Source organism: Mycobacterium hackensackense, from assembly GCF_025822555.1.
Taxonomy (GTDB): Bacteria; Actinomycetota; Actinomycetes; order Mycobacteriales; family Mycobacteriaceae; genus Mycobacterium; species Mycobacterium fluoranthenivorans.
Genome location: NZ_JACKUC010000030.1, coordinates 1,035,262 through 1,048,057, shown reverse-complemented (window position 1 = coordinate 1,048,057; position 12,796 = coordinate 1,035,262). Strand labels below are relative to the sequence as shown.

14 protein-coding genes are annotated in these 12,796 nt (G+C 66.0%); 7 read left to right on the top strand and 7 right to left on the bottom strand.

Features of this window, described 5'->3' with window-relative positions:
• The first annotated feature begins 66 nt into the window (after positions 1-66).
• The gene (locus H7J86_RS14435) at positions 67-1,410 is read left to right on the top strand and encodes an acyl-CoA dehydrogenase family protein (RefSeq protein ID WP_267291728.1); all 1,344 of its coding nucleotides are present in this window, start codon (positions 67-69) and stop codon (positions 1,408-1,410) included.
• Here the strand turns inward: H7J86_RS14435 and H7J86_RS14430 are convergent.
• Entirely contained in the window at positions 1,368-2,285 is a 918-nt protein-coding gene (locus H7J86_RS14430; protein ID WP_267292952.1) for a helix-turn-helix domain-containing protein, read from the bottom strand. The two genes, H7J86_RS14435 and H7J86_RS14430, sit on opposite strands and share 43 nt — an antisense overlap.
• A gap of 263 nt (positions 2,286-2,548) precedes the next feature.
• Positions 2,549-3,340, bottom strand: a complete 792-nt coding sequence (locus H7J86_RS14425) for a DUF1906 domain-containing protein (protein WP_267292950.1) — start codon at positions 3,338-3,340, stop codon at positions 2,549-2,551.
• Between the two features lie 250 nt (positions 3,341-3,590).
• Between H7J86_RS14425 and H7J86_RS14420 the strand changes: the two genes are divergently transcribed.
• Positions 3,591-4,124 carry a type 1 glutamine amidotransferase domain-containing protein gene (locus H7J86_RS14420; RefSeq protein WP_267292948.1) on the top strand — a complete coding sequence of 178 codons (534 nt, stop codon included), beginning with the start codon at positions 3,591-3,593 and terminating at the stop codon, positions 4,122-4,124.
• A gap of 4 nt (positions 4,125-4,128) precedes the next feature.
• On the opposite strand, the gene H7J86_RS14415 is transcribed toward H7J86_RS14420, so the two are convergent.
• From H7J86_RS14415 to H7J86_RS14395, 5 genes are all read right to left on the bottom strand, one after another.
• Positions 4,129-4,728, bottom strand: a complete 600-nt coding sequence (locus tag H7J86_RS14415; protein ID WP_267291726.1) for a hypothetical protein — start codon at positions 4,726-4,728, stop codon at positions 4,129-4,131.
• Between the two features lie 96 nt (positions 4,729-4,824).
• Positions 4,825-5,232: a DUF732 domain-containing protein gene (locus tag H7J86_RS14410; protein WP_267291724.1), complete on the bottom strand. Its 408-nt coding sequence runs from the start codon at positions 5,230-5,232 to the stop codon at positions 4,825-4,827.
• Between the two features lie 181 nt (positions 5,233-5,413).
• Complete coding sequence (locus tag H7J86_RS14405; protein ID WP_267291722.1) at positions 5,414-6,001, bottom strand: TetR/AcrR family transcriptional regulator; 588 nt, start codon at positions 5,999-6,001, stop codon at positions 5,414-5,416.
• Between the two features lie 113 nt (positions 6,002-6,114).
• A complete protein-coding gene (locus H7J86_RS14400) occupies positions 6,115-7,806 on the bottom strand; it encodes an MFS transporter (protein WP_267291720.1) in 1,692 nt (563 codons plus the stop codon).
• Positions 7,807-8,241, bottom strand: coding sequence for a MarR family winged helix-turn-helix transcriptional regulator (locus tag H7J86_RS14395; RefSeq protein WP_267291718.1), 435 nt, complete (start codon positions 8,239-8,241; stop codon positions 7,807-7,809).
• Between the two features lie 188 nt (positions 8,242-8,429).
• Between H7J86_RS14395 and H7J86_RS14390 the strand changes: the two genes are divergently transcribed.
• The 5 genes from H7J86_RS14390 to H7J86_RS14370 are packed head-to-tail and all read left to right on the top strand — an operon-like array spanning position 8,430 to position 12,795.
• Positions 8,430-9,428 carry a substrate-binding domain-containing protein gene (locus H7J86_RS14390; protein WP_090359385.1) on the top strand — a complete coding sequence of 333 codons (999 nt, stop codon included), beginning with the start codon at positions 8,430-8,432 and terminating at the stop codon, positions 9,426-9,428.
• An 8-nt stretch (positions 9,429-9,436) separates the two neighbouring features.
• On the top strand, positions 9,437-10,444 hold the full coding sequence (locus H7J86_RS14385) for an ABC transporter permease (protein ID WP_090359383.1): 1,008 nt from the start codon (positions 9,437-9,439) through the stop codon (positions 10,442-10,444).
• Entirely contained in the window at positions 10,441-11,250 is an 810-nt protein-coding gene (locus tag H7J86_RS14380; RefSeq protein ID WP_235632924.1) for an ATP-binding cassette domain-containing protein, read from the top strand. Before H7J86_RS14385 ends, H7J86_RS14380 begins: the two co-directional genes overlap by 4 nt.
• Complete coding sequence (locus H7J86_RS14375) at positions 11,228-12,148, top strand: PfkB family carbohydrate kinase (RefSeq protein ID WP_267291716.1); 921 nt, start codon at positions 11,228-11,230, stop codon at positions 12,146-12,148. Before H7J86_RS14380 ends, H7J86_RS14375 begins: the two co-directional genes overlap by 23 nt.
• Entirely contained in the window at positions 12,145-12,795 is a 651-nt protein-coding gene (locus H7J86_RS14370) for a nucleoside/nucleotide kinase family protein (RefSeq protein WP_090359380.1), read from the top strand. The genes H7J86_RS14375 and H7J86_RS14370 overlap by 4 nt, the downstream gene beginning before the upstream one ends.
• The last annotated feature ends 1 nt before the right edge of the window (position 12,796 follow it).

The window sequence follows — 12,796 nt, the reverse complement described above, 5'->3', positions numbered from 1 at the left end:
AGTCGGTCGCGGCGATAGTGGCGCACCGGTACAACGAACCCGGCACGTCCGTACAAGGGAAACGTCTTGTTCCGCAACAATATCGACGCATCGTACTACCTGTTGCGGGACTCACAGGGGGTCCCGGCGATTCCCGCGTATCAGGAGGAAGTGTTCATGACCATCGACTTCACCATGAGTGAGGACCAGCTCGCATTGCGGTCGGCTGCGCGCACCTTCGCCACCGAACGGCTCAGCCTCGTCGACAAGGCGATCGCGGGCATGTCTACACCCGAGGCGAGGTTTGCCGCGATCCGACCGTTCTACCAAGAGATGGCCGATGCGGGTTTCGTCAAGGCGCTGCTACCCGTTCAATATGGCGGTACCGCGATGTCGTCCCTCGACTTTGCACTGGCAGCGGAGGAACTGACGCGGGTCGACATCAACGTGCCGACCGCGTTGTTGGGAACCGGCCTGGGCCTGCAGCCGATCATTCACTTCGGCACAGACGAGCAGAAGATCAAGTTCCTGCCCCGGTTCGCGGGCACCGAGGCGCTGCTGGCTGCGTGGGCATTCACCGAGGTGGCCGGCGGCGCCAATTTCGACAGCGACGATCCGCTGGGCGGTGTGCAAACGTTCGCACGGCGGGACGGGGACGACTGGGTGATCAACGGCCGCAAGCACTTCACCACGAACGGCTCGGGCTGGTACGGGGAAGGCGCCGCCCTCATCAGCGTGCTCTGCCGTACCGATCCGAGTCTGAGTCCTGCGGAATCGATGGCCGTGATCGTCGTACCGGGCGACACTCCCGGGGTCGTCATCGAGTCGTACATCGACACAGTCGGTCACCGCGCGACCATCTCGCCACGCATCACCTTCAACGATGTGCGGGTGCCTGCCGATCACCTCATCGGACAGCCGGGCGATGGTATCGAGATCGTGCGAAGGACGTTCAACTGGACATCATCGATCATCGGCGCCGCGTGCGTCGGCCGGATGCGAGCCGCGTTTGACTACGCGCTCGCGTTTGCCAAGGCCGACAAGCGCTCCGGGTCGGTCCCGATCATCGAATACCAGAATGCTGGGTACATGCTCGTCGACATCAAGACCCGAATCGAAGCTGCCCGCTACCTGACCTGGAAGGGATGCCATCTCTACGACCGGACCTGCGGTGGCGACGAGGAAATAGGACACATGGTGAAGATCTTCACCTCTGAACTGGCGGTGCAGGTCGTGTACGACGCCATGCGTGTTGTGGGAGTGAACTCCTACGGCGACGAGACTCCGATCGCCGGGATCATGCAGGACGTGCTCTGTTTTCCCCTGTATGACGGCGGAAACATGGGAGTGCGCCGTCGCCAGTTGCACGCGCTGATGAGGCGTGAGGACTACGACCCGATGTTGTCGAGCACATGGGTCGCCGAGGTTTGACCAAGTCGGCCAACCCGCCCGCCGGCGGCACGATACTCGGTCGGTGTGCAGCCGAGGTGGCGTTGAAAGGCCCGGGTGAGATGCGAGTTGTCGTAGAAGCCCCATCGGGCCGCGATCTCGTAGAGCGGCAACGAATTGGGCGACGAGACGAGATCAAGCATCACACCGCGCAAACGCTCCTCACGGACGCACGCGGCGAAGCTGCTCGACTCTGCCTCGAACAGTCGGTGCAATGAACGGACCGAGATCGACACCGCGCGAGCGGCGTCGGCGGCCGTGACCCTTCCCCGCGGGATCATCGTCCGAATGTGCTTGCGTACCAACAATCTCAGCGCGGCGTCACGTTGTCCGCTTTCGGACTCCAGGGCGGCGCGGCTATGGACGGCGGTCACGGCGGCAAGGACGTCGGTGAATGAACTCTCGAGCCTCGTCGCCGTGCCCTGGTCCAGGGTCTGCAGGTTCTGCCACAGCGACGCCATCATGGCCGAGGCGACGCTTCCGGGTCCTCCGTTCGTGTCGATGGTGGTGGAGGTGAATTCGAGGTCGCCGACGCTGGCCTGCCAGCGATCGCGAGGGATGCGAAACGACAGCACACGCCAACTCCTTTGGGCCATCGGCTCAGTGAATTCGAGTCGGTATGGCCGCGTTGTATCGAACACGGCAATGCTGCCGGCGGGGACGATGCACCTGCGGTCGTCTTGCTCCCCGTAACACGTCCCGTCGAGTTGCAGGTTGACGAACACTGCCTCGGTGGGGGACCGGCGTACCTCGCGTGGGCCGTGAGTCAACAGCTGGGTGCACGACGCGATCTCGGCGCAGTTCGTTTCGGCTAGTGGGGACGATCGCACCCAGCCTGGGAGGCCTTCGGTAAACATGCTGCGGTGGAGTTGTGTCTGACCGCGTTTGGGGGACAGCGGAGTAAATGCCTCGCACACGACATCACCCCAGTAGGCAGCCTGATCCTGCACGCTGAGGTCTGTGGTGGACCAGTATGGCAAGCCGTTACCTCCGGATTGCTGACGTTCGAGCTGAGGCTGAGGTCGTCGCCTTCCTCAGTCTGCGCATCTGCTGGCGTGTGTCAAGCCGAGACGAACAAGATGGAAGCGGGACGAGCGGGGCTATCGACGGTCAGCAGCCGTCACGGATGCAGGTTCCACTGGCCCACATCCTGGGCCAGGGCATCGCTGACATCGACTTCGAGCCCGCCGACCACCGGGCCTGGATTCGACGCGGTGCTCACCACGCGCTGGTAGAGCACGGCGGCGGGGTAGATCTGACCGCCCGACCATGACCGGGTTTGCCACGCCCATACGCGGCCGGGCGAACGTGACCGTCCGATGACACCGTCGGTGGTGGCCCACTGGCACGGCCTGATACCGCCGTAGATGCCGGTGCGCTGCACGCCGAGTACCGAATTGATCCCCCGAAACCATTGCAGTGCCACATTGTTCCAGGTATCGCGGTCGATATCGTCGTCCACACTGAAGAAGATGGGTGCACTCTGGCCGCCACCGGCGGCGGTGTGGAGCTGCCATGCGGTGCGGGCGTCGGCGACGCCGCCGGCGTAGCCCCGGGTGAAGTCCGACGGTGCGGTCCCGCCCGGCTTGCCGTATTGGTAGTTGCTGACGATCGCCAGCCCAGCGGCGGTCAGGGACTGCGCGTAGGGCAGGGTGATCGGCTTGGCACCCATAGACGAGCCCGGGCGTGACGTCGAGACGTAGTTGATCACCCCGGCGTGCCCCGCTGCCAGGATGTCGCGAGCCGGAATCTGGCGCATGGCGAAGTCGATCAGCGTGGGCGCGGCGGCCGACGCCGTGGGCGCGCCGGCACGTGCCGCTGCCGCACCCAGTCCGGTCAAGGCCGTCGCGGCGGCCGCGTAGCGCAGCGCGTCACGGCGGGATACCGGGCTGACGCGCGGCTTGTTGGTCATCCACGACGAGTCGGACACCGCGCGATGTTAACAATGTGACTGCTGTTATTCGTGTTGCCTCGCGGGACGACGCGTGTCTTTCGGCCTGGTGGCGTTTCGGAACCGAAAGGCGCGGGTAGCCAACCATCTCATCCGAACGCAATCCAGTGGGGAGTTCACCATGCGCGCTGAGGAAGGCGACGAGTCGATCGCGGAGTTGGCTGATTTCGCCGGGCAGGCCGAACAGGCGCTGGAGGAGAGCATCGCGCCGTTGGAGGGCAAGAAAGTCGCGATACTGGCCACCGACGGCGTCGAGCGTCGTGAGCTGGAAGAACCCCGGGAGGCGTTGCGCGCCGCCGGAGCAAGTACCGAACTCCTTTCACTGCAAGATGGTTCGGTCGGTATGCGCAACCACGACTTGGAGCCGGCAGGGGAGACGCCGGTGGAGCGTTTGGTGGCCGAAGCAACGCCCGCCGAATTCGATGCGTTGGTGATTCCCGGTGGCACAGTCAATGCCGACAAACTGCGCAGTGATGCCAAGGCGGTGACCTTCGTGCACGACTTCGTCGAATCGGGCAAGCCGGTCGCCGTGATCTGTCATGCCCCGTGGACGTTGATCGACGCGGGTGTGGCCAAGGGTCGGACGTTGACCTCCTACCCGAGTCTTCGCATCGATCTTCAGAACGCGGGTGCTTCGGTCGTGGACCGCGAGGTCGTGGTCGATGGAAACCTGATCTCCAGTCGTTCGCCCGACGATCTCCCGGCGTTCTGCGCGGCCATCGTGGAGGCCCTGGCCCAGAAGTGACCGCCTACGCGGCGGCCGCCGCGGCTCTGCGGGAGATCGACATCGCATGGCTGGTCCAGCGCTCGCCCGTGCGCACCAGTCGCCGGGCAGTCTTCCGGCCGGCCGAGGTGCGGCGCCCGGTGTGGAGCTGAGATCCGTCGAGTGTGGACATGGAGCCGACATCGTTGGCTCGACGGCGATCGCCTTCAGTCATCACGACGTACAGGTCGGTCGTGGCCGCGAGCATCTTCGACTGCACCGCGCGCAGAACGTCGCGGCACGGTTCCGCCATCGGGGCACCCGCTTCGGCGAGTTCGACCACGAGCCAACCCATCTTGGCCAGCACTCGGGCATCCCGGTACACGGTGAGGAGCGGTGAAATGCACGAAGCGGAGGGGACGTGCCACGCCAAGGCGAGGGCCTCGCGTTTGGCGTCGGCGCAGCCGGTCTGGACCCGATCGTTGTCGCGGCGGACCTCATCGATCACCAGCAGTGTGTCCGAATCACTCAGATCGCCCACCGCCAGTAGCGACGCTTCCAGGAGTCTGCAGACCTGTTCCAGCGTGAACCGCAGCTCGCCCAATCGATCGTCGAAGGTGGCTTGCCGGATCGCAATGTCTGGCATGAGGGGTCCCCTCGGTCCGGGAGCGTCTGAAATCGGCTCGACCGCGATCGAATAGCCGATTCGGCCGGCTTTCAAACAGCGCAAGAGCGCCTGTGATCACGGACAACTGGGGTAGATCTGCATCACCGTCGAGACGAACAGGTCCGCGACTGCTGAATCACCTTGTGACACCTGCGTATAGTCCCGCTTCACCTCCGCCACGGATTGCCCGTGCTGCAGCCGTGCACAGATGAGATGTGCATCGCGCGCCGTCATGGACGGGTTGGCGATGCTGAGCCCGTGGGAGCGCAAACTGGTCACCAGCTGCTGGTCGTATTCGGCGAGGGCACCGGGGGCGAGCCCACTGGACGGCGACGGCGAGGCCGTGGTCGCCGGCGGGCTCGGATGGGGTGAACCGGGGGTCTCGTCGGCCTGCAGGTGGAGCGCAGCGAGCGTCGCGCCGCCGACCACCACCAGCGCGCCGGTGGCAGCTGCGATGGCGATGACTATTTGGCGCGTGCCCATGAGACGGCAGCGTAGCCGGTCTGCCTCGTCGCGGTCATTTCCTGTCCGGTAAGCGAAGGTGTCGGCGTCTACGACGCAAGGACGATGAATCTGATTGGCATGAAAAGTGATTCGCCCGTATGCGACTTCAGCAACGCAGATGTTCGACACGTCGGCGCGCGACGAGGAAGCCGCACCGCCGTCAGCCGCCGAATCCCCCGGACAACAGCCTGCGCAACCTCTCGACCGCGGCGGTGTGCTCGATCTCCGCGTCGGCGAACCCACCGTGCAGGCTGGCGCCGACCATCACCGCGTAGAGCATTTCCACCACTGCAGCCGTGTCGGTGTCGTCGGCCAGCTCACCCCGCGCGACAGCGTCGCCCACTGCCGCTGTCAGGAATGCCAGGGCATCTTCGCGCGGTGCGCAGTGGCGATTCTTCAAGTCGGGGTGGCGGTAGGAGTCCAGGACCACGGTGGCGAAGAACGTGGCGCGGCGCCGGTCGGAGACGATCATCGCCATGAACGCGGTGAGCCGCTCGAGCAGTGTCGTTTCGCGTGCGGCGGCCGCGACCGCCGCAGCGATATCAGCACTCGCCCCGGCCAGCACCCCGTCATAGACAGCCCGCTTGGACGGGAAGTAGCAACGCAACGCCGGGCGCGTGACGCTCGCCCGGCGTGCGATCTCGCCTGTCGTCGCGCCTTCGTATCCGACTTCACCGAAGACTTCACGGGCAGCCGCGATTATTCGCTCTCGCGTCTCTGATCCGCGAACTCCGATCGGCCGTCCCATTGGTCGTTGCACCAGATGCCCCCAGTGGCGATCTTGGCACGGTTCTTCATGCGGCGCATCAAATCTTTGCCAAAATTGTCAGTCTGTGCACAAAAGGATGTCGATCGAGCCGATCAACGAGGTCTGGTGGGTTGCCGAATCCGTCCCCGGGCCAATGAGGCGGTGGCAGCTACGAGCGCCAGACCGATCGAGACCCCGAAGACCACGGTGAGCCCCTGGTGGAATGGCGCGCTGATGAGTTGCGGGAAGAATTCGCGGCCGGTGATGGCATCACGATCGGCCGCCGGCAGCGCGGTGAGAACGCCGCTCGGCGTCAGCAGGTGCTCGAGCGGATTGACGCCCAGCACCGCGGCGAACAGTGTCGACACCGGTGGCAGCGCCGCCACTTGGTGCGCCACGTCGCCGGGAATGCCACGGTCCTGCAGTCCGGTCGCCAAGGCGCCGGGCAGGCTGCCGGACAGGCCGACCACCATCAGGGAGAAGAACACCCCGATAGACAGCGCGGTGCCGCTGTTCAGGAATGTCGCACGCATGCCGGACACGACGCCGCGCTCGGCGGCCGGAACGCTGCCCATGATGGCCGAGGTGTTCGGTGCGGCGAACATCCCGCTGCCGACGCCGTTGAGCGCGATGAGTGCGGCGAACATCCAGTACGGAAAATCGATCGGCAACAACAGCAGACCGACGAAGCTCAGCCCGAACAGCACCATGCCCGATGATGCGATACCGCGGGCGCCCAACCGATCCGACAGCGCACCCGAGGCGGGACCGGCGATCAAGAAGCCTGCCGTCAGCGGGAGCAGGAAGATGCCCGCCCACAGGGGTGTGTCGGCGTAGTCGTAGCCGTGCAGTGGCAGCCAGATGCCCTGCAGCCAGATGATGAGCATGAACTGCAGGCCGCCTTGTGCCAGCGCCGAGGCCAGCGTGGCGATGTTGCCTGCGCTGAAGGCCCGAATTCTGAACAGGCTCAACCTGATCATCGGTTCGGCGACCCGGGATTCGATGATGACGAACGCGATCAGTAGCAGTATCCCGGCGGTCAGCGTGCCCAGGACGAACGGGCTGTGCCAACCGGTGGGATGCCCGCCGTGCGGTTGGATTCCGGAGGTGATGGCGATCAGAACTGCAGACAATCCGACGGCGAAGGTGATGTTCCCCCACCAGTCGATCCGCCCGCGGTGCCGTTCACCGTTGTCGCGGAGCCGGCGATAGGCCCAGATGGTGCCGAAAACTCCGACCGGCACGTTGACCCAGAAGACGGCCCGCCAATCCCAGGCCGCCAGCAGTCCGCCCGCGATGAGTCCGATGAACTGGCCGGCCAGTGCGGCCACCTGGTTGAAGCCGAGTGCGAAGCCGCGCCGGTCGGAGGGGAACGCATCGGTGAGGATGGCGGCCGAATTGGCCGTCAGCATGGATCCGCCGACGGCTTGCAGCAAGCGCCAGCCGATCAGCCACTCCGCGGCGGCCGACCCGTCAAAGGGGTCGAACGACAACAGGATCGAGGCGACGGTGAAGACGGTGAAACCCAGGTTGTACACCCGCACCCGGCCGTACATGTCGCCGATCCTGCCCAGGGTCACGACGAGTACCGATTGGACCAGGCGGTAGCCCATGATCATCCACAGCAGGAACGTGATGTTGGCCGGTGCCAGCGGATCCAGGTGGATGCCGCGGAAGATCGCCGGCAGCGAGATGATGACGATCGATCCGTCCAGCGCGGACATGAATACCGCCGCGGTGGTGTTGGTCAGCGCGACCCAGCGGTAGTTGTCCCGGGCCTCGGTGGATTGCTCTTCGACAGTCATCTAGGGGCGCTGCGCGAGTCGCTCGATCAGCGGCGCGGCGGCGGCCAACTGGGCCAGTTCGTGGGCCGTGAAGTCGGCCAACCCGGCCGCGAGCTGCTCGACGCGGGCGTCGCGCCGACGATTGACTTCTCGACTACCGGAAGCGCTGATGGACAAGAGAATTCGCCTTCCGTCGGTGGGGTCGGGCTGACGGGTGATGAACCCTCTGGCTTCGAGCTCTCCGATCGTGGTGCCCATCGACTGTGGACTGATCTGCTCCTGTCGGGCCAGATCCGCCGAGGTGGCGGGTCCGCACCGGTCCAGCCGACTCAAAGCGGCCATCTGAGGGAACGTCAGAACGTCGGCGACCGGTCGCTGCCGAAGGCGCCGGCGCAGCAGGCCCATGCACAGGAACAGTGACCGTGCCACCTGCTCGGTTTCCCGGTTCTCACCCATATCATCAGGCTAGACTTATCAGTCTGAGTTGATCAACCCGAGGGGTGGGTCAACTCATGCGGGCTACACATCGGCCGGAACCAATTCGCGAAAGCGCATGCGAAAGCGCATGCGCAAGCGCTTGCCTGCCCTTAGGCTGCCGAAGAACGTCGCGTGATCGGCGTCACATCGAGGACAAGGGGGTCCGCATGTTCGACAAGCGCAACAAGGGCACGCTCGCGGTAGGGGCGGTGCTGATGGCCGGTTCGCTGGTTCTCGGTCTGACCGGTTGCGGCGGATCGAGTTCGGGCAGCGTCAAGGTCGGCCTCATCACCAAGACCGACTCGAACCCGTACTTCGTGAAGCTGCGGGAGGCCGCGAAGGCGCAGGCCGACAAGGACGGCGCCCAGCTGATCGCCCTCGCGGGGGCGTTCGACGGTGACAACGAGGGTCAGGTCGCGGCCATCGAGAACATGGTCGGCCAGGGCGTGAAGGGCATCCTGATCACCCCGAACTCCTCCACCGGGGTGCTCGACGCGATCAAGAAGGCGCGCGACGCCGGCGTGGTGGTCATCGCACTCGACACCGCCACCGATCCCGAGGACGCCGTCGACGCCACCTTCGCCACCGACAACAAGGCCGCGGGCGTCAGCCAGGGCAAGTGGGTCAAGGCCGCGCTCGGCAACACACCTCCCCAGGTCGTGATGCTGGATGGCACCCCGGGTGGCACCGTCGACACCTTCCGGCACGACGGCTTCCTCGAGGGCTTCGGTATCACCAACGACTCACCGGAGATCGTCGGCCGGGAGAGCACCAACGGCGACCAGACCAAGGCGCAGACCGCGATGGAGAACATCCTGCAACGCGCCCCGGGCGCCAACGCGCTCTACACCATCAACGAGCCCGCCGCCGCCGGTGCGTACCAGGCGATCCAGTCCGCCAACCGCGCAGGCCAGATCACCATCGGCTCGATCGACGGCAGCTGCACGGGCATCGCGGACGTGAAGTCGGGGAAGATCGGCGCCACCGTGCTGCAATTCCCGGCCAAGATGGCCGAGCAGGGCGTCGACGCCGTGGTCAAGTTCGCCAAGGACGGCACCAAGCCGAGCGGTTTCAACGACACGGGCTCGCAGCTCGTCACGGACAAGCCCGTTCCCGGACTCGAGTCGAAGGACACCGCCTGGGGCGAGAAGAACTGCTGGGGCTGAGCCGAGATATGACCACCGGCGCACCTGCGACAGCACCAGCTACGGCCAAGCCCTCGGTATCGAGCCGGTTCAACGCGGCAAGCATCCTGCGTGAACCATTGCTCGGTCCGCTGGTGGCGCTGGTCATCGCGATCATCATCTTCAGTGCGGTCTCGGATTCGTTCCTCAACCCGCAGAACGTCTCGCTGATCCTGCAACAGTCCGTGGTGGTCGGCATCCTGGCCGTGGGCCAGACGCTGATCATCCTCACCTCCGGTATCGATCTGTCGATCGGCGCGGTCGCCGTCTTCGGCACCATCGTGATGGCCCAAACTGCCGGCGCGGCAGGACCGGTCGTGGCGCTGGGGTCGACGCTGCTGGTGTGCATGGTGTTCGGTGCGCTCAACGGCGGGCTCGTCACGGTGCTGCGCCTGCCGCCGTTCATCGTCACGCTGGGCACGTTCACGGCGATCCTGGCGGGCACCCGGCTGCTCGCGGGTTCGCAGACCTACCGCGTGCCGCAGGGGCCGTTGACGTTCCTCGGCACGTCCTTCCGGATCGGGTCGTTCTCCACCACCTACGGCGTGCTGGCGATGCTCCTGGTCTACCTCGCCATGGGGTACGCGCTGTCCCAAACCGCCTGGGGGAAACACATATACGCCGTCGGCGGTAACCCGCAGGCGTCGAATCTGTCCGGAATCAAGTCCGGGCGGGTGCTGTTCTCGGTCTACCTCACCACGGGCGTGATCGCCGCCATCGCCGCGTGGGCGGCCCTGGGTCGCATCCCGAACGCCGACCCGAACGCGTACCAGAACGCCAACCTCGAGACGATCACCGCGGTGGTCATCGGTGGGACCAGCCTGTTCGGTGGGCGCGGCGGGGTCGGCGGAACACTGGTGGGCACGTTGATCGTCGGCGTGCTCCGCAACGGTCTCACCCAGGCCGGCGTCGACAATCTGTATCAGAACATCGCGACCGGAATCCTCGTGATCGTCGCGGTGGCAGTGGATCAATTCGCGCGCAGGAGATCACAATGAATACCGGGAAGACCACCGGGATGACGACCGGGGCACCCGTGCTCGAAGCCCGCCGTCTCGTCAAGAAGTACGGCAACGTCACCGCCATCAATGGCGCCGACTTCGAGCTGCGCGCGGGTGAGGTCCTCGCGGTCATCGGTGACAACGGCGCCGGGAAGTCCAGTCTGATCAAGGCCTTGGCAGGTGCGGTGATACCGGATTCGGGCGAGATCCTGATGAACGGAGCACCGGTGTCGTTCAAGAGCACCCGAGACGCCAGAGCGGCCGGAATCGAGACGGTGTACCAGGATCTCGCGGTGGTGCCGGCGCTGGACATCGCGTCGAATCTGTACCTCGGACGCGAGGTCCGGCGAAAGGGCATCGCGGGCAGCCTGTTCCGTCGCCTGGACATGCCGAGAATGCGTCAGGAGGCATCCCAGCACCTGGCGGATCTGAAGATCGGCATCAAGTCCGTGAACCAGGCCGTCGAGACGTTGTCCGGGGGTCAGCGTCAGGGCGTCGCGGTGGCGCGCGCGGCCGCCTTCGGCCGCGGGGTGATCATCATGGACGAGCCGACCGCCGCGCTCGGGGTGCGGGAGTCCGGACAGGTCATCGACCTGATCAAGTCGATCCGCGACCGCGGTATCCCCGTGGTGCTCATCAGTCATGACATGCCGCACGTGTTCGAGGTGTCCGACCGCATCCACATCCACCGACTGGGGCAACGTGCCGGCGTCGTCGATCCGAAGAAGCGCTCGATGTCCGAGGTGGTCGCGCTCATGACCGGTGCAGAGGAGCCCACCGATGAGGAACGCGCCGGCCTCTGAGGGGGCGCCGGTCGGGGTCTTCGTCGGACTGGCGACCCTCGATGTGATCCACCGGATCGGAGGAGCCCCTGCGGTCAACCAGAAGATCACCTCCACCGCGCAGTTCGTCGCTGCGGGTGGACCAGCCGCAAACGCCGCCGTCACCTTCGCGGCGCTGGGCGGCCGCGCGATCCTGGTCACCGCGCTCGGCGATGATCCCGTCGCCGATTTGATCCGAGCCGATCTCGCCGCGTACGGCGTGCGCGTCGTCGACGCGGCGACCGGTACCAGCCGGGCGGTGCCCGTGTCGTCGGTGGCGGTCGTCGAATCGACGGGGGACCGATCGGTGGTCTCACTCGACGCGGTCACCTCCGACGCGTCACCACCGGCAGGCCTCGGTGATCTCGTGGCGGAAGCCGAGGTGGTGCTCGTCGATGGCCACCACCCGCTGATGGCCATCGCTGCCGCGGAATTCGCGGCGGCACGCGGTGTCACCCTCGTCGTGGACGCCGGCCGATGGAAACCGGTGATGGGTGAGCTGGTCAGCCACGCGACGGACATGGTGTGCTCCGACGACTTCCGGATGCCGGGCGCCGCCGACCCCGCGTCCACCGCAGCGGCGTTGGTGCGCAGCGGTGTTCGCACCGTCGTCACCACGCACGGCGGCGACCCCGTGCAGTGGTGGTCCGCCGGCGAGTGCGGGTCCGTGCCGGTGGAACCGGTGGTGGTGGTCGACACACTCGGTGCCGGCGATGTCTTCCATGGTGCATATTCGTACTTCTCGACCCAGAGCGGGCGCGGCGTGGCCGAGCGCATCGATCGCTCGGCTCGGGTGGCCGCACTCCGGTGCTCGGTCATCGGGCCACGGGCATGGCTGAACGAACTCCCCACCCAGCAGACTCGAAAGCGAGAACGGTGACCATCGAGCGAGACGTACAGGACGCCACGTTGGAGGAGCTCGTCGAGTGGGCCACGGCCCTCGTCGTTCCGGGCGAGCGCCGCATTCTCGGCCTGACCGGCGCCCCCGGAGCCGGGAAGTCCACCGTCGCAGAACGACTCGTCACCGCGCTGGGCCCGGACACCGCCGTGCTGGTCCCCATGGACGGCTTTCATCTGGCCAACGAAGTCCTGATCGACCTGGGCCGTCGGGACCGCAAGGGTGCGCACGACACGTTCGACGACGACGGGTATGCCCGGTTGATCGCCGCCCTTCGGGCGCAGCGCCCCGACGACGCGATCGTGTACGCGCCCCGGTTCCGGCGCGAACTCGAAGAGTCGATCGGCTCGTCCATTCCGGTCCCGCCCACGGTGCCCCTGGTTGTCACCGAGGGCAACTACCTCCTGCTGGAATGCGACGCGTGGCCCGCGGCGCGAGCCTGCCTCGACGCGGTCTGGTTCCTGGCTCCCGACACCGACGTTCGCCATGCGCGGCTGGTCCGCCGGCACGAGGCGCACGGCAAGTCCCCGGAGGACGCGGCGTTCTGGGCGTTCGGGTCCGATGAACGCAACGCCCAACTGATCGAGTCGACCTCAGGTCGCGCCGACCGAATCGTGCGTCTCCGGTGAC